Raw genomic sequence first — 26,166 nt, 5'->3', positions numbered from 1 at the left:
CTCACATCCACTCAGATGGGCGGTGCGGCCCGCCCCTGCATCGCTTCCCAGACCCGCGACGGTGTCAGCGGCATGTCGGCGTGCCGAACTCCGAACGGCGCCAATGCATCCACCACCGCGTTGACCACCGCAGGCGGCGATCCGACCGTGGCCGATTCGCCGATGCCTTTCGCGCCGATCGGGTGGTGCGGCGACGGGGTGACCGTGTACCCGGTCTCGAAATGCGGAACCTCGAGCGCCGTGGGGATGAGGTAATCCATCAGGGATCCGCCGAGGCAGTTGCCGTCCTCGTCGAAGGCCATGATCTCCATCAGAGCCATGCCGATGCCGTCGGTGAGACCGCCGTGCACCTGGCCCTCGATGATCATCGGATTGATCCGGGTGCCGCAGTCGTCGACAGCCAAGAAGCGCCGGACCTTTACCACGGCCGTCCCCGGGTCGATGTCGACGACGCAGAAGTACGCACCATACGGGTAGGTGAGATTCTCCGGGTTGTAACAGATCTGCGCGTCGAGTCCGCCCTCGATGCCCTCGGGCAGGTCGCCGGTGCCGTGTGCGCGCATCGCGATCTGCTGGATCGTGACGGCCGCGGACGGATCGCCCTTGACGTGGAACGAGCCCTTCTCCCACTCGAGGTCGGCGACGGAGACCTCGAGCATGCCGGACGCGATGATCCGCGCCTTGTCGCGCACCTTCCGCGCCACCAGTGCGGCAGCGGCGCCCGAGACCGGTGTCGACCGGGTGCCGTAGGTGCCGAGACCGAACGGAGTCTGATCGGTGTCGCCGTGCACGACCTCGATGTCGTCCGGTGGAATGCCGAGTTCCTCGGCGACGATCTGGGCGAACGTCGTCTCGTGCCCTTGCCCCTGGGTCTGAACCGATATGCGCACAACGGCCTTGCCGGTCGGATGGACACGCAGCTCGCACCCGTCGGCCATCCCGAGTCCGAGGATGTCCATATCCTTGCGCGGACCCGCGCCGACCGCCTCGGTGAAGAAGGACATCCCGATGCCCATCAACTCGCCGCGGGCGCGCTTGTCCTGCTGTTCTTTTCGCAAGGCGTCGTAGCCGATCATGTCCATCGCCAGGCGCATGGTCTTCTCGTAGTCGCCGGAGTCGTAGACCCAGCCGGTCTTGCTGGTGTACGGGAATTGTTCGGCGCGAAGGAGATTCCGCAACCGCAGCTCGGCCGGATCCATCTTCAGTTCGTAGGCGAGGCAATCCACCAACCGCTCGACGAAGTACACGGCCTCGGTGATCCGGAACGAGCACGCGTAGGCAACGCCGCCGGGTGCCTTGTTCGTGTAGACCGCGGTCATCTTGCAGTAGGCGGCCTCGATGTCGTAGCTACCGGTGAAGACGCCGAAGAAGCCTGCCGGATACTTCAACGGCGCGGCTTGGCCATTGAAGGCGCCGTGATCGGCGAGCACGGTCGACCGGATGGCGAGGATCTTGCCGTCGGCGTCGGCGGCGATCTCGCCGACCATGATGTAGTCGCGGGCGAACCCGGTGCTGGTGAGATTTTCGCTGCGATCCTCCATCCACTTCACCGGTTTGCCCAGCAACAGCGACCCGACGATGGCGCAGACGTATCCCGGATAGATGGGCACCTTGTTGCCGAACCCGCCGCCGATATCGGGTGAGATCACCCGGATCTTGTGCTCGGGAAGTCCAGCCACCAACGCGTAGAGCGTGCGGTGGGCATGCGGCGCCTGGCTCGTCGACCACAGCGTGAGTTTCCCCGTCACGGGATCGAGATCCGCGACGGCGCCGCAGGTCTCCATCGGGGCGGGATGCACTCGCGGATAGACCATCTCCTGCTCGACGACGACGTCGGCGCGCGCGAACACCGCGTCGGTCGCGGCGGAGTCGCCGGTCTCCCATTCGAAGCACTGGTTGTCCCGCTTGCCCTCGAGATCATCGCGGATCACCGGCCTGTCGGGCGCCAGTGCGGTCCGGGCGTCGATCACCGGATCGAGCATCTCGTACTCGACATTGATCAGTTCCAACGCATCACGCGCGGAGTAGCGATCCTCGGCGACGACGAAGGCCACCTCCTGGCCCTGGAACCGGACCTTGTCCGTCGCCAGGACCGCCTGCACATCGTTGGACAGCGTCGGCATCCAGGCCAGTCCCTTCGCCGCGAGATCCGCACCCGTGACGACCGCCTTGACCTTCGGATGTGCCTGTGCCGCAGAAGTATCGACGTTCACGATCCGCGCGTGCGCGAAGGGGGAACGCAGTATCGCCATATGCAGCATGCCGGGCAGCTGCACGTCGTCGACGTAGTTGCCGCGTCCGCGAATGAACCGCGGATCCTCTTTGCGGAGCATCCTGCCGTGACCACACGGCTTGCGGTCGTTGTCGACCCGGTCTTCGGGCCGGGACTCGACGGCGGTCATGATGTGCTCCTCACCGGCGTCGGCGTGGCAGCGGGTTCGGGCTCCGCCGCTTCGCCGCGTTGCTTCGCCGCCGCCCACTGGATCGACCGCACGATGGTGGTGTATCCGGTGCAGCGGCAGATCTGGCCCGAGATCGCCTCACGGATGGTCTGCTCGTCGGGATTCGGGTTGCGGTCGAGCAGTGCGCGGGCGGTGATCATCATTCCGGGCGTGCAGAATCCGCACTGCAACCCGTGACACTGCATGAAGCCTTCCTGCACGGGATCGAGCTGGCCGTCCACCTCGAGTCCCTCGACGGTGCGCACCGAACGACCGCCTGCCATCACGGCCAGCATCGTGCACGACTTCACCGGTTCCCCGTCGACCTCGACCACGCAGGTTCCGCAGTTGCTGGTGTCGCAGCCCCAGTGGGTTCCGGTGAGCCGCAACTGATCTCGCAGGAAATGCACAAGCAAGGTGCGTGGCTCGACTTCCGCGGTCACCGGCTCGCCATTGACGGTCATGGTTACCTGCATGGCTAATTCCCTTTCAGGGCAGATTCGTTCAGTACGCGCTCGACCGAGGTGCGCAGCGCGCGAATCGTCAGTTCGGACGCGAGATGGAGCTTGTAGTCCGCACTGCCGCGCGCATCGGAGACAGGTGAGCACGCTGCGCTCGCCCGGCGGCCTGCCTCGGCGAAGACTTCTTCGGTGGGCTGCTCACCGATGAGCGCGTCCGCCGCCGCGGCTAGCGCCGCCGGATCGGGGTTGACCGCCGTCAGACCGATCCGTGCGGCCGCGATCGTCCCGCCGTGCAGTGTCACGGTCGCGCCTGCCGCCGCGATCGCCCAGTCGCCGACCCGGCGCTCCACCTTCGCGTAGGCACTCGAGGTCCGGTGTCGCACGGGAATTCGGATCTCGATCAGGAGTTCGTTTCGCGACATGGCGGTTTCGTACGGACCGACCAGGAAGTCGTCCATCGCGATCTCCCGTTCGCCGGACGGTCCGCGCACAAGACAGGTGGCGCCGAGGACCGTGCACACCGTCGTGAGATCCTCGGCGGGATCGGCCTGGCACAGCGAGCCCCCGATCGTGCCGCGGTTGCGCACGACCGGATCGGCGATCACGCGCTCGGCGTCACGAAAGATCGGGCACACCGCGGCGAGGCGGTCTGATTCGAGCAGGTTCCGATGCCGGACCATCGCACCGATGCGCACCAGGGTCGGATCGGTGACGATGTAGCCCAGCTCGACCGAAAGGTCGTTGATGTCGATGAGATATTCCGGATTGGCCAGCCGCAGCTTCATCATCGGCAGCAGGCTGTGCCCGCCCGCGATGATGCGCGCCTCCTCCCCCAGCCGGTCCAGTAGTCCGATGGCGTGATCCACGCCCGTCGCGCGTTCGTATTCGAATGGCCCAGGAACTTGCATGTGATCTACCTCACATCAATGGGGAAGAACCTCAGCCTCTGCCCCGTTGACGCGGCCGTCAAGACCGAATTAAGCAATCACTGAATTCGCTGTTCGCGCGCCGCGTGGTGAATCCGGCCGCCGGTCTGAGTCAGCGAGCGGCCGTGCCCGCCCCAGCGCCGAGCGATGATCTCGGCCGCGATCGACACCGCCGTCTCTTCGGGTGTCCGGCCGCCGAGATCCAGCCCGATCGGGCTGGCGAGCCGGGCGAGTTGCTCGTCGGTGAGGCCGGCCTGGCGCAGCCGGGACAGGCGCTCGTCGTGTGTGCGGCGCGACCCCATGGCGCCGACATAGCCGATCTCCGGCGCGCGCAGAGCCACCTCGAGCAGCGGAACGTCGAACTTGGGATCGTGGGTCAGCACGCAGACGACGGTCTGCGAATCCACCGCGCCTTCCGCGATCTGCGCGGCCAGGTAGCGGTGCGGCCAGTCGACGACGACCTCGTCGGCGGTCGGGAACCGGGCGGAGGTCGCGAAGACCGGCCGCGCGTCGCACACCGTCACCCGGTACCCGAGGAACGATCCCTGCTGCGCGACGGCGGCGGCGAAATCGATCGCCCCGAACACCAACATCCGCGGCTGCCTGGCATGGCTGACGACGAAAACCGCCATGCCCTCGCCGCGACGCTGCCCGTCCGGACCGTAGGACAGCACTTCGCTGCGGCCTGCCGCGAGCAGCCCGCGCGCGTCATCGGTCACCGCATCGTCGGTGCGCGCCGACCCCAGGGTGCCGTGCGCGGTGCCCGGCCGGATCAGCAGCCGTCGCCCTACCCGGGCGGCGTCGGGGTGCTCGATGACGGTCGCGATCGCCACCGGCCGGTCGGCGGCGATGTCCGCGGCGACCTCGCCGAGTTCCGGAAACGTCTCCCGCGAGATCGCCTCGACGAAGATGTCGATGATGCCGCCGCAGGTGAGACCGACGGCGAATGCGTCGTCGTCGGAGAAGCCGAACCGCTCCAGCACCGGACGACCGGTCCGGATGACGTCGGTGGCGAGTTCGTAGACCGCGCCTTCGACGCAGCCACCGGACACCGAACCGCCGACCTTTCCGTCCGGGGCGACGACCATGGCCGCGCCAGGCGGTCGTGGCGCTGAACGGAAGGTTCGCACGACTGTCGCGACCCCGGCCGTGCCCCCGGCGTTCCAGGTTGTCATCAGATCCGTGAGCACGTCCTGCATCGTGCGTCCTCCGGGCGCAATGCGGCGGTAGGCGCCGCGTCCACCTCCAAACTAGACTCGGATTGTGACGCCCGCCCAGCTTCGGGCCTACTCGACCGTGGTGCGGCTCGGCTCCGTCCACGCGGCGGCCAGAGAGCTGGGGATGTCGGATGCCGGTGTCTCGATGCACATCGCCCAGCTGCGCAAGGAGCTCGACGACCCGCTGTTCACCCGCGTGGCGGCCGGTCTGGCCTTCACGCCCGGCGGGCTGCGCCTGGCCAGCCGCGCGATCGAAATTCTCGGACTACAGCGCCAGACCGCCATCGAGGTGAGCGAGGCGGCGCGCGGCAGGCGGATGCTCCACATCGCCGCGTCGAGCGCGTTCGCCGAACATGCCGCACCCGGCCTCATCGATCTGTTCGCGGCCCGGGCGAAGGATCTGTCTGTCGAGCTGAGCGTGCATCCCACCAGCCAATTCCGCAGTCTGATCGAGACCCGTGCGGTGGACATCGCGCTGGGGCCGGGGCCGGACGGCGCCGACACGACCATCGCCGCCCGGCCGTTCCTGAAGTATCAGATCATTTCGGTCGCGCGGCCCGACAGCCCGCTGGCGGACACCGCACCACATCCGGCGTTGCTGCGCGAGCAACAGTGGATGCTGGGTCCCAGCGCGGGCAGTATCGACGGGCACATCGCGACGATGCTGCGCGAGCTGGCCGTTCCTGAATCGCACCAGCGGATCTTCCAGAGCGACGCCGCCGCGCTCGAAGAGATCCGCCGCGTCGGAGGCATCACCCTGATGATCGGCTTCGCCGTCTCCTCCGACCTCGCGGCCGGTCGGTTGATCCACGTCAAGGGACCCGGGCTGCAGGTATCCGACGAGTGGTGCGCCACCACCTTGCCGCCCGATTCCCGCCAGCCCGCGGTATCGGAACTGCTGCGGTTCATCACCACCCCGCGCTGCATCCAGGCGATGATCCGCGGGTCCGGGGTGGGGGTTACGCGGTTCCGCCCGAAAGTGCATGTGACGCTGTGGAGTTGAGCGCGGGGAGCAGTGCGGTGCCGGTCCCCCTCGCAGCGCAACCTGATCCACCGTTACCAGGACTACCGCACGCGACGCTTCCTCGCGCACGAACGCACCTGGTCCAAGTCGTTGCCCGGATGGCGAACCAGGAGCCGTCGCCGGACGCTGGTGGTGGCTTTGGCGCTGACGTTCACGTTCATGTTCGCCGTCAGCGTGCTCTGCGCCTTCGGCGTGTCGAGGGCGCCGCTTTTGTGGCTGCCCGCCTGCCTCGCGTTCTTCCCGCTGTGGACAACGCTTCAGATCGTTTCCGGACGTCGCGGCGATGCACCGGAGGCCGTCCTGGACGAGTTCGAGATCGCCCAGCGGGACAGCGCACGCTCCATCGGCCTGACCGTCACCCAGAACCTGATGATGATCCCGGTCATCTACTTGATCCTCGGTGCGGTGCTCACCGAAGGAGCCGACGAAAACATGGCCTACGCAGGCGGATTGATGACATTGGTCATGCTGCTCGTCGGCGGCTGCACACCAGCCATGATCCTCGGCTGGACCCAGCCCGACCCACTGCCCGAGGACTAGGGGACGCGGCGAAGTACGCCTGACGCGGAGTCGCGTCGCTATGCCGGCTCGTGGACGCCCTTCTCGTCCGGATTGGTCGACACCGCTGTCCGCGCGACTGATTCGGTCGAATCGCTCTGTGTCACAGTGCTATTCGTCGCCGCAGAGTGCTTCGTCGTCTCGTAGTTCTCCACGTCGAACCTCCGCAGCATCCGCCGGAACCGGAAGCTGAAGTCCGGCCACAGTGTGGGGTTGTTGCCGTGCCGGTCCAGGAACCAGCTGCTGCAGCCGCCGGTGAGCCACACGCTGCGGGCCATCTTCTGCTGCACGCCGCGGTTGTACTCGTCCTGCACGTCCTTGCGGATGTCGAATGTCCGCAGGCCCTGCTCGTCCATCGTCGCGAGAGCGTCGACGACATAGGCGATCTGGGATTCGATCACGTAGATCAGCGAGGTGTAGTTCAGCCCGGAGTTGGCGCCGAGCATGGTGAAGGCGTTCGGGAAACCGGCGACGGTCGTGCCCTTGTATGCCTGCAGTCCGTCGGTTTCGAACTCCTCGGACAGGGTGAGGCCGTCCCGGCCAGTGAACATGCCGTAGGTCGGCGAATCGGCGACATGGAAGCCGGTGCACAGCACGATGGCGTCGACCTCGCGCTCGGTGCCATCGATCGACACGATCGAGTTCCCGCGGATCTCCTCGATGCCGTCGGTGACGAGTTCGACATTGTCGCGCGTGAGCGCCGGGTAGAACCGATTCGAGACCAGCAGGCGCTTGCAGCCCGCGCGGAAGTTGGGTGTGAGCCGCTTGCGCAGCGCCGGATCGCGGACCTCGAGCCACAACTTCACGCGCGCGATCAGCTCGAGCAGCACGGCCGTCGCCGGGTACTTGGCCTGGCTGATCACGAACAGCTCGCGGTTCGCGTAGATCAGCCCGCGGATCAATCGCTGAAGTCCCGGAACGTGTTTGAAGGCGAATCGTTCCGGTGCCAGGTACGCCCGAGTGAGATGCGGGAACACCCATGCCGCCGTGCGCTGGTACACGTCGAGCTGCGCGACCTGCGGCGCGATGGACGGCACGATCTGCACGGCCGAGGCGCCCGTGCCGATGACGGCGACCCGCTTACCCGACAGATCGGCATCGTGGTCCCACTGCGCCGAATGGAAGATCTCGCCCTCGAAGGTGTGAATTCCCTTGATATCCGGCAGGTTCGGCTCGGCGAGCACCCCTGCCGCGGAGACGACGATGTCGGCGGTGAACGCGCCGCGCGTGGTCTCGACCTCCCAGCGGGCGTCCGCGTCGTTCCACCGGGCGCTCGTCATCGCGCAGTCGAAGATGTGCTTGTCGCGCACTCCGTACCGGTCGGCGATGCCCTGGATGTACCGCTGGATCTCCGGCTGTGGTGAGAACGACCGCGACCACTCCGGGTTCAGCGCGAACGAATACGAGTACAGCTGCGACGGAACATCGCAGCCCGCACCCGGATACGTGTTGACCCGCCAGGTGCCGCCCACGTCGTCGCCGCGCTCGATGACCAGGAAATCGGTGTACCCCTGCTGGCTCAGCCGAACGGCGGTGCCGAGTCCGGAAAGCCCGCTACCGATGATGAGGACTCGCGTGTGCCGCGGGGTCGTGTCGCGGCCGTGCCCATTGGTGATGCTCTGACTCATGCCGGACCTCATCGGGATTCGTAGATGCGCTTGTGGCCGGAGATCGCGGACAGCCGGAACGGGCGACCGGTCTCCTCCGGGATGGCGTGATACATCCCGTCGGTCGGCGATTCGGTTTCGTGCAGGACGCGGTAGTGGTCGTAGCCGAGTGGGGTGCGCGTGGCGATGGCGTCCCGGTTGGCGTCGGTGCGCAGGTGCTCACGGTAGCCGGGTTGCACGGTGCCGCTGAAGAATTCGGCGACACTGCCCGATCCGTAGCTGATGAAGGCCAACGGCAGACCGGTCAGGTCGTCGGCGTGGTCGAGGAGTGACGCCAGACCGAGGTAGAGCGACGCGGTGTAGCTGTTGCCGACCGTGCGGTTGTAGATGGTCGTGTCGTGAATCGCGGCGTCGATCTCCGCCGCTTCCGGGGTGTGCCCCTGGCTTTCCAGGAGGTGGCGATGCGCCTTGAACGCCATCTTGGTGAACGGCTGGTGGTAGCAGAACGCGGCGAACTCGGTGAGGTCACGGCCGCCGTTGCGCCGGTAGTCGGTCCAGGCTTCCTGGGTGGCCTTCTGGTAGGCGTTGACCGAGGTCTTGCCGTCGACCATGGCGGCGGTGCGGTAGTTCGGGCGCCAGAAGTCCATGATGTCGGCGCTGTAGATCCCGGAGTGCGGTTCCAGTTGCAGGATCGCCGGATTCGCGCTGATGAGCATCGCGACCGCGGCGGCGCCCTGGGTCGGTTCGCCGGGGGTGTCGAGTTCGTATTTGGCGATGTCGGCGGCGATGACCAGCACGCGCTGCGACGGGTCGCGGGCGATGAGCCCGGCGGCGAATTGCAGTCCGGCCGTGCCGCCGTAGCAGGCCTGCTTGAGCTCGACGACGCGGGCGGTGTTCGGGAGGCCGATCAGCGGGTGCAGATAGAGGCCCGCCGCTTTGGACTGGTCGACGCCGCTTTCGGTGGCCAGCAGCACGGTGCGGATGTTGTCGACGCCGTGGCGGTCGAGGATGGGCTTGGCGGCGGCCGCGGCGATGGTGACGATGTCCTCGTCGGCGGCGGCGACGCTCATCTTCTCCTGGCCGATGCCGAGGTAGAACTTGTCGGGATCCACGCCGAGGCGCTCGGCGAGCACCGCGTGGTCGAGCGCGTAGTGGGTGGTGGCGAAGGAAAGGTCGTGAATTCCTACCGGTGTAGTGGTCATGGCTGTACTCCGTTGCTTACGGTGGACCGTTCGAATTGGGTATGGGCGCGCATCAATTCGCCGCTGTTGGTCTGTGCCGCCATCAGGGAAAGCTCGCCGCACAGCACGGTGGCCGCGGCGATGACCGCGAGCCGCCGGGCGTTGTCGCCGGGATCGCGATCCGCGCGGCAACCCAGGCGGGTCAGGTTCTCGTCGACAAAGCTCTGATGCTTGCCGTTGCCCACTGTTCCGACAATGAGATTCGGCAGTGTGCACGAGAAATAGAGGTCCCCGGAGCGGTCTTCGGCGTGGGTGATGCCCTGGGACCCTTCCACGATGTTCGCGGCGTCCTGTCCGGTGGCCAGGTAGAAGGCCAGCAGCATGTTGGCGTAATGCGCGTTGGCGGAACGGATTCCGCCCGCCAGCAGGGTGCCGATGAGATTCTTGCGGATGTTCAGCTCCACCACCTGGCGGGCGGTGGTGTGCAGCCGCTGCTCGACCACTTCGCGGGGGATGAGCAGTTCGGTGACGACGTTCTTGCCACGGCCGAGGATCCCGTTGACCGCGGTCGCCTTCTTGTCCGTGCAGTAGTTTCCGGAGATCGAGACATACCGCAGGCCGGCGAACGCGGCCAGGATGTGGTTCATCAGGTGGTCGCAGGCGAGGGTGACCATATTGTGGCCGGAGGCGTCGCCGGTGGTGAATTCGAAGCGCAGGAACAGCAGGTTCCCGGTGATCTGGTGGTGCAGGTCGATGAGGTGGGCGAACCGGCTGCTGCCCGCGGCTACCTCCTGTAGTTGCGGGAAACGCTCTCTGAGCTGTGTGACGGTGACGTGGGCGGTGTAGGCGTCGTCGGCCTCGAGCAGGATCGAGCGGGTCATGCGGTCGTCGACGAGGGTGGCCACCACGCCCTTTTCGGTCAACGTGGATATCCGCGCGCCGCGACCGACCGAGGGCCACAGCGGCGATTCGTAGGTGGCCAGGGGGACGTCGACACTGTCGTCGACGGTGTTGCCCGTAATACGCAGGGGGCCGACCCACCGCAGCGGCACCGCCGCAAAAGACATGTCGTTCATGGGTGGCTCCTTCTTCCCGATTCGTTCCACCAGGGGCTCCGGTGGGCATAGGCGGCCGCGTCGATACCGCGCAGCCGGCAAAACGTGTCCACTGCGCCGGTGATCAGCAGGTCGCTACCGGCCAGGTCCGCGGGTGTGGGTGCGCCGAGCACGGTGAGGATTTGCCGCAGCTGATCGAGCCACGTGCGAATCGTCTCGACCAAGGCCTCGGTGCCGTGGCTGACGAGCGTCTCGAGGAAACGGCCCGCGACGCCGGTGGCGTTGGCGCCCAACGCCAATGCGCGTGCCATATCGAGTGGCGACCGGATGCCGCCGGAGGCGAACAGATCGATGCCGGTGACACCCGCGCAATCCAGGAGGCAGGTGGGCGTGGACTGGCCCCAGTTCTCCAGGAAGGAGAAGTCGGCGGTGGGGCGCCGATCGTTTTCGATGCGCGCGAAATTGGTGCCACCGCGGCCGCCGACATCGGCCACCGCCACGCCCGCGTCGCGCAACCAGGTGACGGTGGGCCTGCTGAGACCGAACCCGACCTCTTTGACGATCACCGGCACCGGCGTGTTGGCGGTGATGCGCTCGATCTGCTGGGGCCAGGACCCGAAAGACCGATCCCCCTCGGGCATCACGATCTCCTGGACCGCGTTGAGGTGGATCTGCAGGGCGTCGGCTTCCAGCAGATCGATCGCTCGGCGTATCTCGTCCAGCGTCGCGGTGGCGTTGACGTTCGCCATGACGAAGCCGTGCGGATTCTCCTGGCGCAGCACCCGGAAGGTGCCGGCGACCGAGGGGTCGCGGAAGTAGGCGCTCATCGAGCCGGATGCGATGGGGATTCCCGTCTCGCGGGCGGCGATGGCCAACTGCCGGTTGATCTCTCCGGTGTGCGGGCTGCCTCCGGTCATGCCGTTGACGAAAAGCGGTGTGTCCCAGCGCTTACCGGCGACGTCGACGGCCAGCGACACATCGTCGCCGTCGATGCCGGCGAGGGCGTGGTGGACGAAGGCGATCGAGTCGAAATCGTTGGGACCGGGATCGCGCTGCTGGCTCACGGCGTGTCGAACGTGATCGTCTTTGCGGCTGGCAATCATCGGCGATCCTCTTCGAATGGATGTGTCCGCAGCGCCAGCGGCCGGATGCCCGCGGTGATCCAGCGGTGGGTGAGCTCGGTGATCGCCGCGGAACGGGTGCGGTCGATGAGCGCGATGCCGCAGTCGCCGCCGCCCGCGCCGGAGGGTTTGGCCGCGGCGCCGACCGCCGCGCCCGCCGCGCACAGCGCACGCAGCGGGGGCGTCATGATGCCCAGCTGGGCGACCGTATCGAGATCGATGAGAAGTTCTCGGGCACAGTGGATTTCGGTTCGAATGCCGAGCGAGTCGTCGGCTTCCAGCGCGGCGACGAGTCGTTGCACACAGTCGTCGCTGCGCGAGACGAACTCGGCGTGCGCGCCGAGCTGCCGGTAGCTGTCGCGGAGCCCGGCGACCAGTGTCGGTGTCGAGGCGGGCTTTTCGGTCCAGCCGACCTGCATCGCGAGTCCCGTCGGCGTGGGCAGCGGGCGCACCGACAGCCCGGGCCACGGCGCACGAAGGGCGGCGTCCACCCCGCTCTCCCCCACGAGCTCGGATACTTGCTGCCGGTCGGGGGAACTGTAGGCGATCCAGCCGCCCCAGGTGCTCGCCGCCACGTCGCCACCGGAGGCGCGCGGGTTGATCGAAACGGTGGCCAGCATCGCCAATCGGTAGCGGTCCATCGGGCTCAGATCGAGCCGGTAGAACCGACCCAGCGCCGCGACCGTGGCCACCGTGACGGCCGCGCTGGAACCGAGGCCGAGCTTTCTCCCGTCCGCGTCGGCAAGGTCGGTGCTGATGCTCAGCCGATAGGAATGCGCCCCGATGCCGCGCTCGACGAGCAGCCGATCGATGATCGCGGCCGCCGCGAAGACGTAGCTGAAGTTCGGCGGCACAACGCCGTCGGACGGGACCAATCCGTCACCGATGCGCCCGCAGGAGAGCGTCACGCCACCGTCGAGTTCCGAATGCAGCGTGGTGATTTCGTCATCGGCTTCGACCACGGTGGCGGTCGCGTAGCGGTCGACCGCGGTGAGCACCGCGTGGTGTCCGGGCTCGACGACGGCGTACTCGCCGACGATGAACAGTTTCCCCGGAGCGCGACAGGTGATCATCGCGGACCGTCTGTGACGAGCGCCGCGCCGGGGCCGAGATGCGCCAGCTGGATGTCGGCGACGTCGCCTCCCTCCCGCAGGGCGGCGATCACCCGCTGCTCGTCGGCGCGGGCGCACAGCACCTTGACGTTCGGTCCGGCGTCCATGGTGGCGAACGCGGCGATGCCGTTCGCACGCAGCGCCAGTACACGATCCAGCAGCGCGACCGACCGCGGCGACAGGTACCGGACCGATGGTCTGGCCAGGAGCATGCTCGCGTGCATGCCCAAGGCGTTGCGCTCGGCGATCTCCCCGACCGCGGGCAGATCGCGGCGCGCGACCGCCTTGCGCATTTCGTCGAGGTCGATCCTGGACGCGTCGGCCCACGGCAGGTAGAAGGGCGAGGTATCGCAGGTCCGCCGCATCGCCTCGCGGCTCGATATCGCCTTCGCCTCGTCGTCGACGACGGCGACGACCAGCGCCGGATCGAGCGCGTCACCGTCGATCGGTTCCGCGTAGGAACTCACGTCCCCCGCCTCGCCGTCGCCCTCCCCGGCGTGCCACACCGCGAACCCGCCGAAGAGGGAGCGACAGGCCGATCCGGAGCCCCGTCGAGCCAGTCGCGACAGCGCGCGGGCATCCGCGTCGAGTCCGTAGGCGGCGGCCGCGGCGACGGCCAGCGCGGCGAAGCCGCTCGCCGAGGAGGCCAGGCCCGCGCCGGTCGGCCCTGCGTTGCTGGAGACGACGACGGCGTGTTCGTCGCGACCGGCCCGCTCGCGCACCAGATCCAGGAACCGCGCCACCCTGGTGTACGCCTCGCCGACCGCGGGGCGGCCGTTGAGCTCGACGGTGTCGGCCGGTTCCGCACTCACCCGCACCGCGGTGGTGGTCGGGTAGATATCGAGGGTCATCGACAGGCTTCCCGTGACGGGAAGGAGGTACGACTCGTCGCGCTTGCCCCAGTACTTCACCAAGGCGATGTTCGGATGCGCGACGGCGATCGCCGCGTCGATCGCGTTGTCGCCGAGTAGCTCCGCGAGCGGATCGGCCAGCTCTGCTCCAGATGTGAATGTCATTGGTGTGTCTCGAACTCCGGTATCGAGGGGAATCGGGTATCGGTCATGGTTGTGCGCCTCGGGTCGGCACGATCCAGGTCCGCACGGCGCCTGCCCGGTGCAGCGCCGCGCGCACCGTCGCGGCGCTGTCGCCGGTCTCGGTGAGCGCGAGGACGCAGCCGCCGAGGCCACCGCCGGTGAGTTTCGCGCCGTACGCGCCCGCGTCGGATGCCGCCGTGACGAGGGTGTCGATCTCGGGCGTGCTGACGCCGAGTTCGGTCAGTAGTCTTTGGAATTCGAGCAGCGTCGCGCCCAGCGGCTCGGCGTGACCGGCCGCCAGATCCGCCGTGGCCGACTCGATCAGGTTCGCCGCGCGTTCCAGCAACCGTTGCGCCGCCCGTCGATCGGCCTCCAGCTTGCGGCGGACGGCGGTGACCGCATGCTGCGTGGCGCCCGCTGTCCCGGTATCGGCGATCACCAGCGCGGCGTCCAGGCCGACGCTCAGTCCGCGCGCCGCACCCGCCTGGAACCAGATCGGTCCCGACGCCACCGCGGCGCTGGCGTCCACGCCGCTGGCGCGGCCGTGCGCGAACTGTTCACCGCACTGCACCAATTCGTAGAGCGCGTCGGAGCCGACGGTCCGGCCATAGAGCTCGGCGACCGCCCGCACCGCGGCCGCGGCACACGCGGCACTGGATCCCAGGCCACGGGCGGGCGGGATCTCACAGTCGAGCACCACCTCGACCGCCTCGCTCGCCAGCCCCCACCGCCGCAACGCCTCCTCGACCGCGACGTGCGCCCCGGACAGCGCGTTCTCCGGGGTGACGACGTTGCCCGCGGTGAATCGAAACGGCTCTCCCACAACAGAATCGACCTGATCCACAGCCTCTCGCGTCCGGCGAGCGACCGCGCGCGCCGAGAGCGTGGGCAAGGGAAACGCGACGGCGGGCGTGCCGTGCACCACCGTGTGCTCGCCGAGCAGAATCGCCTTACCGTGGGCGCGACCGGTGCCGTGCCCGCCCTCGGCGGTTGCTCTGCTGCCCTCGCGAACGCGACCGCTGTTCACGTCGATTCATCTCCCAACTCGAGCGGGGCCCATCGGCGAGTCCCCGGACGGGGACCCGCCGATGGCGGACGGTGCACAGCCGCCGGCCACGTCGACGTGCGGCGACAGTGGCAACGACCTGTGCGATGGTGCGAAAGCCGTTCAGACCGCGCGGAAATCGGCCCTCACAGCGGCTGATCCGAACGGCGGAAAAGGACTTGGCGCAGACGCGCCCGCGCCGAGGGACCCAGCGGCGACGGGAAGAATGCCGGGACCTGCTCGGCATAGGCGCGGTAGGCCGTCCCGAAGCGAGCGACGAGGTCGCGCTCCTCCAGGAAGGTGCCGAGCAGGATGTAGCCGGTCAACCCGACCGCCCACAGCAGATGCCCGGCTGTCATGTCGGCGGCGCACCAGAACGACAGCAGCAGGCCGGTCATCAACGGATGCCGCACCAGGCGGTAGGGCCCGTGCACCTGCAGACGATCCATGGTCGCGTCCGGCACCTGGATCACATAGTGGCGGTAGGCCTGACTGATGCCGAGCAGGTGAAAGTGGTTGAGCAGCAACGTGGCCGCATAGACCAGCACGAAGCCGAGCCAGAATCCGGCGTCGAGCGCGGTCCCGACGACGCCGTCCGCCGACCAGACCTGCTGGGGCAGCGGCTGCCAGGCCAGGCACATCACCCACACGACCAGGCACACCATCACGATGTAGACGGTGCGCTCCAGGGCTTCGGGCACCCAGCGGGTGATGAACGCCTTGAACGCGGGCCGCGACATGCCCGAGTGCTGCAATCCGAACAGCGCGAGCAGCAGCACGTCGATGGCGATGGCCGGACCGGTCGCCAGGTGCGGTCCCTCGTCGACGGTCTTCGGCAGCCACCAGCCTCCGGCGAACAACAGCATCAGGGGCACGGTCACCCCCGCGACGCCGTAGACGCCGAAGGCCAGCAGGAACGGGACGAGCCGGCGGCGGTCCGTCAGCGCGCCCCGAACCTGTTGCTGCGTGGTGGTCAGATCCATGCGAACCAGGGCAGGAACCGCAGGCGGACCGTGCCCTCCTCCATCCGCTTGTCCAGCTTGGCCTTCCACCGCTCGCCGTAGGGCGCGTTGAGGAAGCCGCCGGGCCGGGCCAGGCGCCACGACGACTGGATCGTCATCCAGTAGGGCACGATGACGGCAGCGTCGACCTGCCGCATGAAGTCGAGCTTGTCGGGGATCTGGGACCAGTGCACGCCCGGGTAACGGTGGTGCACGCTGTGGTAGCCCTGGTTGAAGATGAAGAAGTTCAGCCAGTTACCCGCCGTGTTCAGCGATTTGCTCGGGTCGTCCTCGAACACCCGCGCCGGGGCGTGGGTCAGCCAGGCGAAGTAGCCGGAGTTCACCTGGGTGATGAGGAACGGAAGCGCCCAGAACAGCGCGAACCGTTCGAAGCCCGCGACGAAGAAGATGCCCACCGGCAGCGCCAGAGCCAGCGTGAGATCGAAGACGAACTGGTGGCGCCGCTTGCGCCTGCCCTCGGATGGGTTGGCCGCGAAGATCATTCGCATGGTGTGGTTCTTGACGATGGTGCCGTACCTGATCCAATACCAGACCGCGCCCAGCCCGCGCTCGAGTCCCTCGGTGGAGGTGACGTCGCCCGGTCCGTCGTTGAAGCGGTGATGGTTGAGCACGTGCACCTCGCGCATCTCCGCCGAGGTCAGTGTGGCGGGCAGACAGCACATGATGTCCACGAACCGGTTCAGCCGCCGCGACACGAACAGCGCGCGATGCGTGTGCATGTGCATCACGCCGATGGTGAGCGAGAAGTTCAGCAGGGTCAGCACGAGGATCAGCGGGACCGACAGGTACCAGTTCGTGGCGGCAGGTACGAACAGGCCGAAGGACAGCAGCACGACCCAGGCCAGGATGTGCAGCAGCGGGCCGACATTCGCCGGGTGCTCGAGCTTCAGCACCCGGCGGCTGAACGGCGGTTGGTCGGACGCTGCGGGCGGTGTTCCGTCGCCGGGACGGGTTGGCACGGTGGTCATAGGTGATCTCCTCGGGTGTTGGTGTCGGGGGTTCCTATGCGTGGGTGGGTCGACGCGCTGGTCACGGGTGATCTCCTCCGGCGGTTGTGGTATCGAGGGCGGCGAGTTGGAAGTTCGTGGCGAGCGCCCGCATCGCCTCGGCCCCACGGGGTGGCAGCCGCTCCAAGGCACCGAAGGCCAGATGATCGGCGATCATCATGGTGCGAATGTCGGAGGCCGAAAGTCGGCCCGTCAGTGGCTCTTCCGGCAGCGCACGCACGAGGGCGAAGGTGGTGTCGACGATCAGCGGCACCATCGAGGGCGACAGCGCGCGCGGGTCGATCGCGCCGAGCAACTGCGCCGCGGCGTCGGAACCGGTCCCGAGCTCGGGCGAGGCATCGAGCACCCGGTGGATCGCCTGGTCGGCGCACCGCTGTACCCGCTCGACCATCTTGGTCCAGAAGGCGGGCGACCAGGCGGCCAGCGCGGCCGCACCGACCGGCCGCCGGTAGGGCACCGGGGCTCCGACGGCGGTGCACAGGAAACCGGTCGTCGTGACGGTCATGTACGCCATCGCCGCCTTGGCGCCCGGGCTCGACGTGCGCGGGCCGAGCCGGGCCAGCAGCGCGAACCCGCCCAGCGCCGGTGCCAGCAGCCGCAGCATCACCGCTCGGGTCAGTTCCTCGTGGTCGGCGACACCGTAGAGCGCAAGCTCGCCGTCGCGCAGGTCGTTGGCCGCCTGGGCGATGACGCCGACGCACCCGGTCAGCTCGCGCAAATCGGCCTCGGCACAAGCTTCTTCGGCGACCAGCGAGCACGCGTAGTGCGTCACCCGGCCCAGCACACCCTCGCTGTAGGCGACCCGCGACAGGGGGGAATCGAGGTTGCGGGCCATCACATCGCCGATATCGAGCAGCAGGCGGGCGACCCGTTCCCGTCCCTCGGCGGGCAGCGCCGACACCAGCGACCGGACGTCCGCGCTGCGTTCGGCCAGGACCAGGTCGACGGCTTCGCTGTCGCGAACCGTGACGCGATCCGGCGGTGGCGGCGGGGTGTCGGTGCTGCCGCTGAGGTACTCGGCGGCGGTCCGCACGGCGCTGCCTGCCAGCGGACGGTCGATCAGGTCCTCGTAGGCGTCGAGCACCCGGCAGGCGAGCAGGGCCGCGGTGGCCTCGGCTCGCATGTCCGCGGCGAGGAAGCCGATGGCGATGCCCATGTTCCTGGCCGCCGGGATCAATGCCAGCCGGGCCAGTTCGTCCGGTGAGGCTGCCGCCCGCAGCGCGGCGAGGTCGGGTGCGCGGCGCAGGTTCCACAGGCCGCGGGCGAGGATGCCGAGCCTTCCTCCGGTCATCGGGACACCACCTGGAGTGCTAGGTCGCGCAGGTCGTCCCGCGCGGGGGTGGACGGGAAGACCTCCAGCGCCTCGCATGCCGTCTCGGCGGCGCGGATCGCGGCGTCGTGAGCGGCTTCGGTGGCCCCGCTGCGTACCAGGTCGGCCTGCAAGTCGGCGCTGGAAGTCTCTGCGGAGAGCCACATTTCGCGAGCGTCGGGCCGTATCGCCAGCCATTCGATCACCGGCCAGGTCGGTACACGGCGGTCCAGGTCGCCGCAGGCCTCCTTGCCCAGCGCGGGGTCGCCTTCGACGTCGCGCACGTCGTCCATGATCTGGAAGGCCAGGGAGAACTGCTCGGCGTACTGCATCAAGGCGCGCAGCCGGTCGTGGTCGACACCGCCCGCCGTACCGCCGTATGAGCAGGCCAGCCGAAACAGCGTGCCGGTCTTCGCGCCCGCGACGACCTCGTAGTGCCTGCGCAGCGCGGCATCGTCGACCTCGGGCGCCATCGTCTCCACGAGCTGCCCGGCCGAGAGATCGGAGATGCTGTCCAGATAGGTGACGCCGGGAGCCTCACCGAGGTGCTCACAGACCACCGGGTTGTCCTCCAGTACCCGGGCCAGCACTTGTAATGCGGTGCCCGCCAGATGGAATCCGGCTCGAGCGGCGGTTCGGATGCCGAACAAGGCCGGTACCGAAGGGGAATCGCGCCGCAGCAGGGAACTGTCGCAGATGTCGTCGTGGATCAACGACGATTCGTGCAGCATCTCCATCGCGCAGGCCAGGTCGACGGCGTCGGCTACGGACGCGGACACGGCCGAGGGCAACAGGCGATGGCAGTCGAGCACCAGGCGGGCGCGGACCCGTTTGCCGGGAGCGGCCAGAACGTGGCGATAGATGGCATCGAATGTGCCGTCGGTGACGAGGATTTCGTGCATCCGCTCGGTGACCATCGCCGCGTGGTCGACCGGTGTGACGGCATGGGCCTCGACCCGGTCCGCTGCGGCGACCGCATGTCCTTCCGACGCCGGGGTGGCGACGCGCACGCGGCCGTCCGCGGTGCTCGACCGTCCGGACATGGCCGCCACCAGGCGTCCGTTCTGCTCATGTCCTGACGGTGACGTGGGATTGTCCATTGGCGGTGAGCTCCTTTGTGTCATAACGGAGGAGTCGGGCATGCGGCAGGCCACCACTGGCCTGGCGGAAGTTACATACGAAGTGGCGCACCGACGTGGGCGCTTGTCCTTGTGGGTGCGCAGCGCAGGTGGTGGGCGGTGTCATGCTCGCCTGTGGGATTCGGCGGCGGTACGGACGGAACGCAAGACCTGCAGCTCCGTCCGGCGGGAGTGACGGTCGGCGGCGGGTCCACCATCCAATCGGACATCCTGAGGACTTCGGCTCCGGAACCGAGGTTCAGCGGTAGCCGTGACCGTGAATGTGCTTGTACTACAAGCGAATAGGCGCTCGTGAAGGGTGCGCTGATCGGGACTGTCCGGCTACGCAGCGCAGCGTCCGCCCGTCCGATGCGGAAAACGCCGAGCCGGCAGCTCTCGATACTACCGGCGTCTTTCGAGTATTGCCGTTGCAGCACAGTCGATTTCACGCCGTGATGCGATGATCCGATCGCCTCTGTAGCCAGCACACTGTCCGGATCACCCAGGTGCTCGACCGTCTGCGCGTGCAGCTCGTCACGCACCCGATAGTCGTTCTGCACGGTAATGCTCGACAGCCGCAGCATCCCGTCCATCATTCAGCCAAGCCACCTGTGCAACCAGAGCGTCATCCACCGACATAGCGGAAGAGGCTACCGCACAACAGAACTGAGCGCTTGTTGAGTTTGCAACCAAATTTCGAAGGGCGATCGCGACAGCTCGGCACTGTCTAGCGGTGCCTAGCAATGTGCGGGTTACCTTGTGCTACAAGGTAACCCGGGCGATAGCTGTCGAATCGCGGGCTTGGATGTGCGGATCGTTCACTGGAGTCGGTGAAGCGTCCCGCGACGCGAGGGACTTTCCCTGGCCGGATAGCGCTTGCTGAATCTATAAGCAGGACAGCGTGTTTACTCGTCACATGCGCACTCCGCAGGCTTAGCACTCTGCATCCTCGGGCTGTGTAGACAGTGAGCCAACGCCGACATGCATCCCATGCACGCTGTGTGCCACCGCCAATGTTTGCGAATTTACTTGCAGTACATGATGTTCGAGTACCAAGACACTCGATTGAGTTGGCAATAAACTTCAAAGATCTTGAAAATAAGAAAGTTTCGGTTCGAACTAATTCCGCGTGGCCGTCGCGCTGGGTCACGCCTATCGATAGCGGCATTCGCGTCACCGATGTGTAGGAGTCGAAGGAAGCGTTCGGACGGTTTGCGGCAGACAAGCTCAACCCTGCCGCGGCCGAGATCGGCCCGCCCAACCCCCTGAGATCACCTTCCTTCTGGTTCACAACTATCCGGCCGCACGCTGACGGGCCAGGCGGCCCGCGCTCGGTCACGCGGGCCACCTGGCCTTGCCGCAGCGGAGTTTCCCTCCCGCAACGGCCATCAAGCGGCGTCGAGGGCTGCCGTGATCTTGCGAGCCATCTCGGCCATGGTGGGGCTGGGCTCGCCCTTGTGGCGCCGACCGGCGGCGTCGAGGGCGACGAGGACGGTGCTGCGGAAGTTGTCGGCCTCTGTCGGCGCCTGCTTCCCGAGCAGGCTCATGGCTGCCGTCAGGGCGGGCAGCACCTGGTCGGCGAGTTCCGCAACGGACTTGCCATCCAGCTTCAGGCCCTTCGGCTTGGCGAGCACGTGCCCGACCAGGCCGGTCGCCGACGACAGGGCGATGCTGCCGTCGGTGGCGACCTTGTGGGGCGAGCCACCGGCGGCAGCAGCGGCGGACATCAGCGAGACGGCACCGTACGCGGCGGTCAGCACGGTGATCTTGTCCTGGTCGGTGAGGGTGATGGTCATGTTGCGTGCTCCTTGGAATCTGGCGTCACCTGACAATCGTCACTATACGTAGATGTATACGTATATGCAAGATCGGAGCGTGCGCGTCGATCCCCTGAGATGCGACCGTCCCCGCCGCGCCACCCATTTGTGCCTTGACCGAAGTTCTCGGCCGGGCCGAGGATGACCTGATGACTGGCGTCGGCCGATTGCCCGGGATCTCGACGGCTCGGGAGTATCGGCGCGAATGGCTGCGCAGCGACGTGACCGCCGGACTCGTCCTGACTGCGCTGCTGATCCCCGCGGGCATGGGCTACGCCGAGGCTGCCGGGCTGCCCGCCTACGCGGGGCTGTATGCCACGATCGTGCCGCTGCTGGCCTACGCGGTGGTCGGTCCGTCGAAGATTCTTGTGCTCGGACCTGATTCGTCGTTGGCCCCGCTGATCGCGGCCGCGGTGCTGCCGCTGGCCGTGGCCGGAAACCCGGACAGCGCGCTCGCTCTCGCTGGTGTGCTCGCCGTCCTCGTCGGCGCCATTCTGCTCGTCGGTGGGTTCCTGCGTCTCGGCTTCGTCACGGAGCTGCTGTCCAAGCCCATCCGGCTCGGATATCTGAATGCCATCGCGCTCATCGTCGTTGTCGGGCAGCTACCCAAGCTGCTCGGTTTCTCCGTCGACGCCTCCGGTGTGCTCGCCGAAATCGCGGAGATCGGCCGGTCCGTCTTCGGCAACGACATCGACCCGCTCGCCGCCGCCATCGGTATCGGCTCACTCGTCGTCATCGTGGCCTGCCGTGTGTGGCTCCCGAGGGTGCCCGGGGTCCTGGTCGCGGTCATCGGCGCCATCGCGTTGTCCGCCGCGGCCGGACTCACCGACGACATCGGGATGGTCGGCGCCCTGCCCAGGGGGTTGCCGCTTCCGTCCTTCGGCGGGGTCACCTGGCACGACGTCGGACAGCTCATCGGCCCCGCGGCGGGTATCGCGTTGATCGCGTTCGCCGACAGCGGTGTGCTATCGCGGACCTTCGCCGCCCGGCACGGCGAAGACGTGAACGGCAGCACCGAAATGAAAGCGATCGGTGTGGCCAACGTGGCGGGCGGACTGTTCGGCGGCTTTCCCATCTCCGCGAGCGGTTCGCGGACCCCGGTGGCCGAACAAAGCGGCGCCCATACCCAATTGGCGAGTGTCGTCGGCGCGCTCGCCGTGCTGCTGTTCGTCCTGCTGGCGCCCGGCGTCACCGCGTATCTGCCCGATGCGGCACTGGCGGCCGTGGTGATCGTGGCGGCCACCGCGTTGATCGATGTGCGCGGCATGTTCCAGATGTGGCGGATGAGCACCGTGGAGTTCGCCCTCGCGGTCGCGGCGTTTCTCGGGGTCGCGCTGGTGGGAGTGCTGCAGGGAATTCTCGTCGCGATCGGCCTGTCGTTCGTCGCCGTGGTCGCGCAAGCCTGGCAGCCCTACCGCACCGAACTCGTCCGCACGGACGACCGTCCGGGCTTCCACGATGTGGAACGCCACCCCGACGGGCACCGCATTCCCGGCTTGGTGCTGGTGCGGTTCGACGCTCCCCTCTTCTTCGCCAACGGCCAGATCTTCGACGAGTACGTGCGCTCGGTGGTCGCGAAGGCCCCGCCCCCGGTGGAATGGGTGATCCTCGCCGCCGAGCCGATCACCGGGCTCGACACCACAGCCGTCGACGAACTCGTCGACCTCGACAACTACCTGGAAAGCAAAGGGATTCGACTGGCATTCGCCGAGATGAAAGGCCCGATCAAGGACAAACTCATCCGGTTCGGCGTCCAGGACCGGTTCGACGCGACCCACTTCTACCCCACCGTCGACGCCGCTGTCGACGCGTTCCACCGTCGAACCGCCGCGGACAGTTGACCGGGAACCCGGAGACGAGGCACACCATGAACCACGAACCATCCGCTCGCCCCACCCCCGCTGCCGCCGTGAGTAGTCGGCGGGCCGAACGGTGAGCTGTTCGGGCGCTCCTTCCCGACGCTGGACGGCGCGGGCAGCGTTCGTGTTCGCCACTGTGGCGGCCGCGGTGCCGGTGCTGGTCGCCGGGGTGCTCGGCACACTCGGGCTGCTCATCGTCGGAACCGGCGGCGTCGTCGTCACGGTGGCCGCGCTGTACTGGTTCCTGGCCAGGCGCGGAGTGTTCAGAGGGATAGCGCTGGGAGTTGCGGTGCTCGCGCCGATCGTCGTCGTGGTCGTCTTCGTGCGCGCACAACTGCTGTGGGTGGTCCTGCTCTCGTGCGCGGCGATGCTGCTGGCCATGATCTGCGCACGCGCCGCGCTGCGCGGCGGAAGCATGCCGATACCGGCGACCGAATATCCGGCTCCACCACCGCAACACCCGTTCCTGATCATGAATCCGCACTCCGGCGGCGGAAAGGTCGCGAAATTCGACCTGCGCCGCAAAGCCGAAGAACTCGGCGCCGAAGTTCTTCTGCTCGAAGGCCCCGACACCATCGACGTCGTGGCCGCGGCCCGGCAGGCGGTCGCACGCGGCGCGGACCTGCTCGGGGTCGCGGGCGGCGACGGTACGCAAGCCCTCGTGGCCGGGGTCGCGGCCGAACACCGCCTGCCGTTCCTGGTGATCAGTGCCGGAACGCGCAACCACTTCGCGATGGATCTCGGCCTGGACCGCACCGACCCCGCGTCGTGCCTCGATGCGATCCACGACGGCGTCGAGATCCGTGTCGACCTCGGCACCATCAACGGCAGGCCCTTCGTCAACAATGCCTCGTTCGGTGTCTACGCCGAAGTCGTGCGCAGCCCCGCCTACCGCGACGACAAGACCGCGACGGTCCTGCGACTGCTCCCCGACCTGCTCGCCGGGGACACCGGCGCCCGGCTCACCGCCCGAATCGGCGACACGACAGTCGCCGGACCGCAGGCGATCCTGGTGAGCAACAACCCCTACGGCACCAGCGATCTGGCCGGATTGAGCCGCCGCGACCGGCTCGACCGCGGCGTACTCGGCGTGGTCACGCTCTCGGTCGCGAACACCCGCGAGGCCGTCGGGCTGCTCGGCCGCACCCGCAGTCACGGACTGACGCAACGAACCGCGGTCGAAGTCGTCGTCGACGCCGACACCGCGCAGATCCCCGTCGGAGTCGACGGCGAATCGCTCCTCCTGGACACCCCCGTGCGATGCGTCATCGAACCAAAGGCTTTGCGAGTACGGGTCCCGAAGACACGCCCGGGGATACGCCTCGCCGCACCCGCACTCGACTGGATACGGCTTCGCGACCTCGCGGGTCGCTGAGGAACCGAGATAGGTCGATCGACCGATGTGGCCGGACGGCCCTGCGATCACCATTGGCAGCACGGTCTCGATAAACGCCGATCATCGGAGGTTCGAAAGGCGCACCTGAAACGCCTTGCCTTGCCTGCCAATCCATCTTCCGCGCCGTGGCCGATCGCGCTCCGGCGCAGATTCATCGCACCTGTCGAAGGAAACTCATGTCCCGTCCACTCCGCCGCGGCACGCGTGCCGCAGGCATCCTCCTGGGTGTGGGTGTCCTCGCGCTCAGCACAGTGGGAGGCCCCGCGCTGCAGACAGCGGGCGCCTCCAGCCACCGCGAGGCTCCCCTGGTCGCCGCCGATCCGACGGTGGACAACACCGACGTCTATGCGTTCGCCAGCCCCGACAATCCGGACACCGTGACAATTGTCGCCAACTGGTTCGGGCTGCAGGAACCCAACGGCGGCCCGAACTTCTATCCCTGGGCCACCGACGCCAACTACGACCTCAATATCGACAACGACGGCAACGGGAAGCCCGACATCACCTATCGGGTCACCTTCGCGACCGATGATCGGCGCGGAGGCAGCACCTTCCTGTACAACAACGGTCCGGTCACCGGACTGAACGACGAGAACCTGCTGTTCCGTCAGAACTACACGGTGTCGGTCAGTCACGGCGCGAACGACTGGCGACCGATCGCGCACGGGCAGGCTGCCCCGTCGTTCACCGGTCCGGCCTCGATGCCGGACTACGGTCAGCTGCGCAAGCAGGCGACCGCGAATCTGCCGGGCGGCGGCTCGATCTACGTCGGAGCCGCGGAGGACCCGTTCTTCCTCGACCTGCGCGTGTTCGATCTGCTCTACGGTGGTGACCTGTCCGAGGTCGGCACCGACACCCTCGCCGGGTACAACGTCAACACCGTTGTCCTGCAGGTACCGAAGCGCGACCTCGCCCTGCGCAACGACCCGGCGCGCAACCCGGTGATCGGCGTGTGGAGCGACACCGAGCGCCGCTCCATGCAACTGAGCCCGGGCGCCGCGGCAGCGGTCGGTGAGTTCGTGCAGGTGTCGCGGCTGGGCAACCCGCTCGTGAACGAGGTCGTCGTCCCGGTCGCGCTGAAGGACGCCTTCAACGGGCTGTCGCCGAGCAAGGACGCGACGATTCCCGAGGTCGTCCAGCGGGTCACCGATCCCGAGCTGCCGAAACTGATCGAGGCGCTGTACAAGGTGCCCGCACCCGCGACCCCGCGCAACGATCTGGTGGAAATCTTCCTCACCGGGATCGCGAAGAAGGCGCCGACCCTGGACGGCAGCGCACCGCCCATCCAGGCGGATCTGAACTCGCAGATCCTCAATGCCGACGCGCAGGCCGCGGCGTTCCAGCCGTCGGAAATGCTGCGCCTGAACATGTCGGTGCCGGTGACCGCCGAGCCCAACCGATTGGGTGTCATCGGCGGTGACCTCCAGGGGTTCCCCAACGGCCGACGGCTGAGCGACGACGTGGTCGACATCGCGCTACAGGCCATGGTGGGTGCCGCGCAGACCGGCAAACCGGTCGACGCGCTCGCCGCCGGGGACGCGGTCGATGTCAACGACGTGTCGTTCTCCGACAGCTTCCCGTATGTCGCGCTGCCGTCACCGGGCAAGAGCACGGTCCAGGCAAAGACGACGAACGCGACCACCAACGTGGCCGTCACGGTGCCGCAGGAGGCCGACGACGGCATGCCCCCGGTGCTGCTCGTCGCGGCCGGTGTCGGCGTGGGTGCGGCGGTCGCGGGCGGCGGCTGGCTGTTGATCCGCCGCCGGGCGCGCCGAGCATCGGTGTCCACCCCGCCTCCGAGCTCCTGACATCACGTTCCGGCGGCGGGCCCGATCCGGGCCCGCCGCCGGAACGAT

Annotated in this window: 21 protein-coding genes; 5 read left to right on the top strand and 16 right to left on the bottom strand. The window is 67.7% G+C overall.

Annotation, left to right across the window (positions count from 1 at the left end; genetic code table 11):
• Nucleotides 1-11 precede the first annotated feature (11 nt).
• The 4 genes from NL1_RS11635 to NL1_RS11620 form a co-directional block, all read right to left on the bottom strand.
• Nucleotides 12-2,402, bottom strand: a complete 2,391-nt coding sequence (locus NL1_RS11635; protein ID WP_067837796.1) for an aerobic carbon-monoxide dehydrogenase large subunit — start codon at nucleotides 2,400-2,402, stop codon at nucleotides 12-14.
• The gene (locus tag NL1_RS11630; RefSeq protein WP_067837793.1) at nucleotides 2,399-2,917 is read right to left on the bottom strand and encodes a (2Fe-2S)-binding protein; all 519 of its coding nucleotides are present in this window, start codon (nucleotides 2,915-2,917) and stop codon (nucleotides 2,399-2,401) included. The genes NL1_RS11635 and NL1_RS11630 overlap by 4 nt, the downstream gene beginning before the upstream one ends.
• A 2-nt stretch (nucleotides 2,918-2,919) precedes the next feature.
• Complete coding sequence (locus NL1_RS11625; protein WP_067837787.1) at nucleotides 2,920-3,810, bottom strand: FAD binding domain-containing protein; 891 nt, start codon at nucleotides 3,808-3,810, stop codon at nucleotides 2,920-2,922.
• 77 nt (nucleotides 3,811-3,887) lie between these two features.
• Entirely contained in the window at nucleotides 3,888-5,027 is a 1,140-nt protein-coding gene (locus tag NL1_RS11620; RefSeq protein ID WP_067837781.1) for an XdhC family protein, read from the bottom strand.
• Nucleotides 5,028-5,091: 64 nt separating this feature from the next.
• Between NL1_RS11620 and NL1_RS11615 the strand changes: the two genes are divergently transcribed.
• Together NL1_RS11615 and NL1_RS11610 are read left to right on the top strand one after the other, a co-directional pair.
• Nucleotides 5,092-6,048 carry a LysR family transcriptional regulator gene (locus NL1_RS11615; RefSeq protein ID WP_067837777.1) on the top strand — a complete coding sequence of 319 codons (957 nt, stop codon included), beginning with the start codon at nucleotides 5,092-5,094 and terminating at the stop codon, nucleotides 6,046-6,048.
• A 12-nt stretch (nucleotides 6,049-6,060) separates the two neighbouring features.
• The gene (locus NL1_RS11610; RefSeq protein WP_067837775.1) at nucleotides 6,061-6,609 is read left to right on the top strand and encodes a hypothetical protein; all 549 of its coding nucleotides are present in this window, start codon (nucleotides 6,061-6,063) and stop codon (nucleotides 6,607-6,609) included.
• 38 nt (nucleotides 6,610-6,647) lie between these two features.
• Here NL1_RS11610 and NL1_RS11605 read toward each other — a convergent pair whose 3' ends face one another.
• The 12 genes from NL1_RS11605 to NL1_RS11550 all read right to left on the bottom strand — a co-directional run bounded on the left by NL1_RS11605 (nucleotide 6,648) and on the right by NL1_RS11550 (nucleotide 21,034).
• On the bottom strand, nucleotides 6,648-8,255 hold the full coding sequence (locus tag NL1_RS11605; RefSeq protein WP_084510505.1) for a flavin-containing monooxygenase: 1,608 nt from the start codon (nucleotides 8,253-8,255) through the stop codon (nucleotides 6,648-6,650).
• Nucleotides 8,256-8,263: 8 nt separating this feature from the next.
• Nucleotides 8,264-9,436, bottom strand: a complete 1,173-nt coding sequence (locus NL1_RS11600) for a hydroxymethylglutaryl-CoA synthase (RefSeq protein ID WP_067837769.1) — start codon at nucleotides 9,434-9,436, stop codon at nucleotides 8,264-8,266.
• A complete protein-coding gene (locus tag NL1_RS11595) occupies nucleotides 9,433-10,491 on the bottom strand; it encodes a hydroxymethylglutaryl-coenzyme A reductase family protein (protein WP_218024391.1) in 1,059 nt (352 codons plus the stop codon). The genes NL1_RS11600 and NL1_RS11595 overlap by 4 nt, the downstream gene beginning before the upstream one ends.
• Nucleotides 10,488-11,573 carry a type 2 isopentenyl-diphosphate Delta-isomerase gene (gene fni, locus NL1_RS11590; protein ID WP_067837766.1) on the bottom strand — a complete coding sequence of 362 codons (1,086 nt, stop codon included), beginning with the start codon at nucleotides 11,571-11,573 and terminating at the stop codon, nucleotides 10,488-10,490. The genes NL1_RS11595 and fni overlap by 4 nt, the downstream gene beginning before the upstream one ends.
• On the bottom strand, nucleotides 11,570-12,664 hold the full coding sequence (locus NL1_RS11585; RefSeq protein WP_067837762.1) for a phosphomevalonate kinase: 1,095 nt from the start codon (nucleotides 12,662-12,664) through the stop codon (nucleotides 11,570-11,572). Before NL1_RS11585 ends, fni begins: the two co-directional genes overlap by 4 nt.
• Nucleotides 12,661-13,719 carry a diphosphomevalonate decarboxylase gene (gene mvaD, locus NL1_RS11580; protein ID WP_084510504.1) on the bottom strand — a complete coding sequence of 353 codons (1,059 nt, stop codon included), beginning with the start codon at nucleotides 13,717-13,719 and terminating at the stop codon, nucleotides 12,661-12,663. The genes NL1_RS11585 and mvaD overlap by 4 nt, the downstream gene beginning before the upstream one ends.
• Before the next feature lie 43 nt (nucleotides 13,720-13,762).
• Entirely contained in the window at nucleotides 13,763-14,764 is a 1,002-nt protein-coding gene (mvk, locus tag NL1_RS11575; protein ID WP_084510503.1) for a mevalonate kinase, read from the bottom strand.
• Nucleotides 14,765-14,928: 164 nt separating this feature from the next.
• Entirely contained in the window at nucleotides 14,929-15,765 is an 837-nt protein-coding gene (locus NL1_RS11570) for a methyltransferase family protein (protein WP_067837759.1), read from the bottom strand.
• Nucleotides 15,756-16,772 (bottom strand): fatty acid desaturase, encoded by a 1,017-nt coding sequence (locus tag NL1_RS11565; RefSeq protein ID WP_067837756.1) that lies wholly within the window; start codon nucleotides 16,770-16,772, stop codon nucleotides 15,756-15,758. Before NL1_RS11565 ends, NL1_RS11570 begins: the two co-directional genes overlap by 10 nt.
• Nucleotides 16,773-16,833: 61 nt before the next feature.
• Nucleotides 16,834-18,102, bottom strand: coding sequence for a hypothetical protein (locus NL1_RS11560; RefSeq protein ID WP_067837753.1), 1,269 nt, complete (start codon nucleotides 18,100-18,102; stop codon nucleotides 16,834-16,836).
• Entirely contained in the window at nucleotides 18,099-19,220 is a 1,122-nt protein-coding gene (locus NL1_RS11555) for a polyprenyl synthetase family protein (protein ID WP_245673189.1), read from the bottom strand. Before NL1_RS11555 ends, NL1_RS11560 begins: the two co-directional genes overlap by 4 nt.
• 1,406 nt (nucleotides 19,221-20,626) lie before the next feature.
• A complete protein-coding gene (locus NL1_RS11550; protein WP_067837750.1) occupies nucleotides 20,627-21,034 on the bottom strand; it encodes a hypothetical protein in 408 nt (135 codons plus the stop codon).
• A gap of 170 nt (nucleotides 21,035-21,204) precedes the next feature.
• Between NL1_RS11550 and NL1_RS11545 the strand changes: the two genes are divergently transcribed.
• From NL1_RS11545 to NL1_RS11535, 3 genes are all read left to right on the top strand, one after another.
• Nucleotides 21,205-22,896: a SulP family inorganic anion transporter gene (locus NL1_RS11545; RefSeq protein ID WP_067837912.1), complete on the top strand. Its 1,692-nt coding sequence runs from the start codon at nucleotides 21,205-21,207 to the stop codon at nucleotides 22,894-22,896.
• A 142-nt stretch (nucleotides 22,897-23,038) separates the two neighbouring features.
• A complete protein-coding gene (locus NL1_RS11540; RefSeq protein WP_307622462.1) occupies nucleotides 23,039-24,289 on the top strand; it encodes a diacylglycerol/lipid kinase family protein in 1,251 nt (416 codons plus the stop codon).
• 197 nt (nucleotides 24,290-24,486) lie between these two features.
• The gene (locus NL1_RS11535; RefSeq protein ID WP_067837744.1) at nucleotides 24,487-26,118 is read left to right on the top strand and encodes a DUF4331 domain-containing protein; all 1,632 of its coding nucleotides are present in this window, start codon (nucleotides 24,487-24,489) and stop codon (nucleotides 26,116-26,118) included.
• Nucleotides 26,119-26,166: the final 48 nt, after the last annotated feature.

The organism is Nocardia lijiangensis NBRC 108240 (genome assembly GCF_001613045.1).
Taxonomy (GTDB): Bacteria; Actinomycetota; Actinomycetes; order Mycobacteriales; family Mycobacteriaceae; genus Nocardia; species Nocardia lijiangensis.
The sequence above is the reverse complement of the archived record's forward strand: the minus strand, read 5'-3'. Positions and strand labels throughout refer to the sequence as shown.

What these genes read in the sequence shown, in the direction of transcription:
- mvaD (WP_084510504.1), bottom strand. Translation starts at nt 13,719, where the DNA reads ATGACATTCACATCTGGAGCAGAGCTGGCCGATCCGCTCGCGGAGCTA.
- NL1_RS11595 (WP_218024391.1), bottom strand. Translation starts at nt 10,491, where the DNA reads ATGAACGACATGTCTTTTGCGGCGGTGCCGCTGCGGTGGGTCGGCCCC.
- NL1_RS11635 (WP_067837796.1), bottom strand. Translation starts at nt 2,402, where the DNA reads ATGACCGCCGTCGAGTCCCGGCCCGAAGACCGGGTCGACAACGACCGC.
- NL1_RS11550 (WP_067837750.1), bottom strand. Translation starts at nt 21,034, where the DNA reads ATGACCATCACCCTCACCGACCAGGACAAGATCACCGTGCTGACCGCC.
- NL1_RS11625 (WP_067837787.1), bottom strand. Translation starts at nt 3,810, where the DNA reads ATGCAAGTTCCTGGGCCATTCGAATACGAACGCGCGACGGGCGTGGAT.
- NL1_RS11600 (WP_067837769.1), bottom strand. Translation starts at nt 9,436, where the DNA reads ATGACCACTACACCGGTAGGAATTCACGACCTTTCCTTCGCCACCACC.
- NL1_RS11565 (WP_067837756.1), bottom strand. Translation starts at nt 16,772, where the DNA reads ATGACCACCGTGCCAACCCGTCCCGGCGACGGAACACCGCCCGCAGCG.
- NL1_RS11560 (WP_067837753.1), bottom strand. Translation starts at nt 18,102, where the DNA reads ATGACCGGAGGAAGGCTCGGCATCCTCGCCCGCGGCCTGTGGAACCTG.
- NL1_RS11570 (WP_067837759.1), bottom strand. Translation starts at nt 15,765, where the DNA reads ATGGATCTGACCACCACGCAGCAACAGGTTCGGGGCGCGCTGACGGAC.
- NL1_RS11585 (WP_067837762.1), bottom strand. Translation starts at nt 12,664, where the DNA reads ATGATCACCTGTCGCGCTCCGGGGAAACTGTTCATCGTCGGCGAGTAC.
- NL1_RS11620 (WP_067837781.1), bottom strand. Translation starts at nt 5,027, where the DNA reads ATGCAGGACGTGCTCACGGATCTGATGACAACCTGGAACGCCGGGGGC.
- NL1_RS11555 (WP_245673189.1), bottom strand. Translation starts at nt 19,220, where the DNA reads ATGGACAATCCCACGTCACCGTCAGGACATGAGCAGAACGGACGCCTG.
- NL1_RS11630 (WP_067837793.1), bottom strand. Translation starts at nt 2,917, where the DNA reads ATGCAGGTAACCATGACCGTCAATGGCGAGCCGGTGACCGCGGAAGTC.
- NL1_RS11605 (WP_084510505.1), bottom strand. Translation starts at nt 8,255, where the DNA reads ATGAGTCAGAGCATCACCAATGGGCACGGCCGCGACACGACCCCGCGG.
- fni (WP_067837766.1), bottom strand. Translation starts at nt 11,573, where the DNA reads ATGATTGCCAGCCGCAAAGACGATCACGTTCGACACGCCGTGAGCCAG.
- NL1_RS11535 (WP_067837744.1), top strand. Translation starts at nt 24,487, where the DNA reads ATGTCCCGTCCACTCCGCCGCGGCACGCGTGCCGCAGGCATCCTCCTG.
- NL1_RS11545 (WP_067837912.1), top strand. Translation starts at nt 21,205, where the DNA reads ATGACTGGCGTCGGCCGATTGCCCGGGATCTCGACGGCTCGGGAGTAT.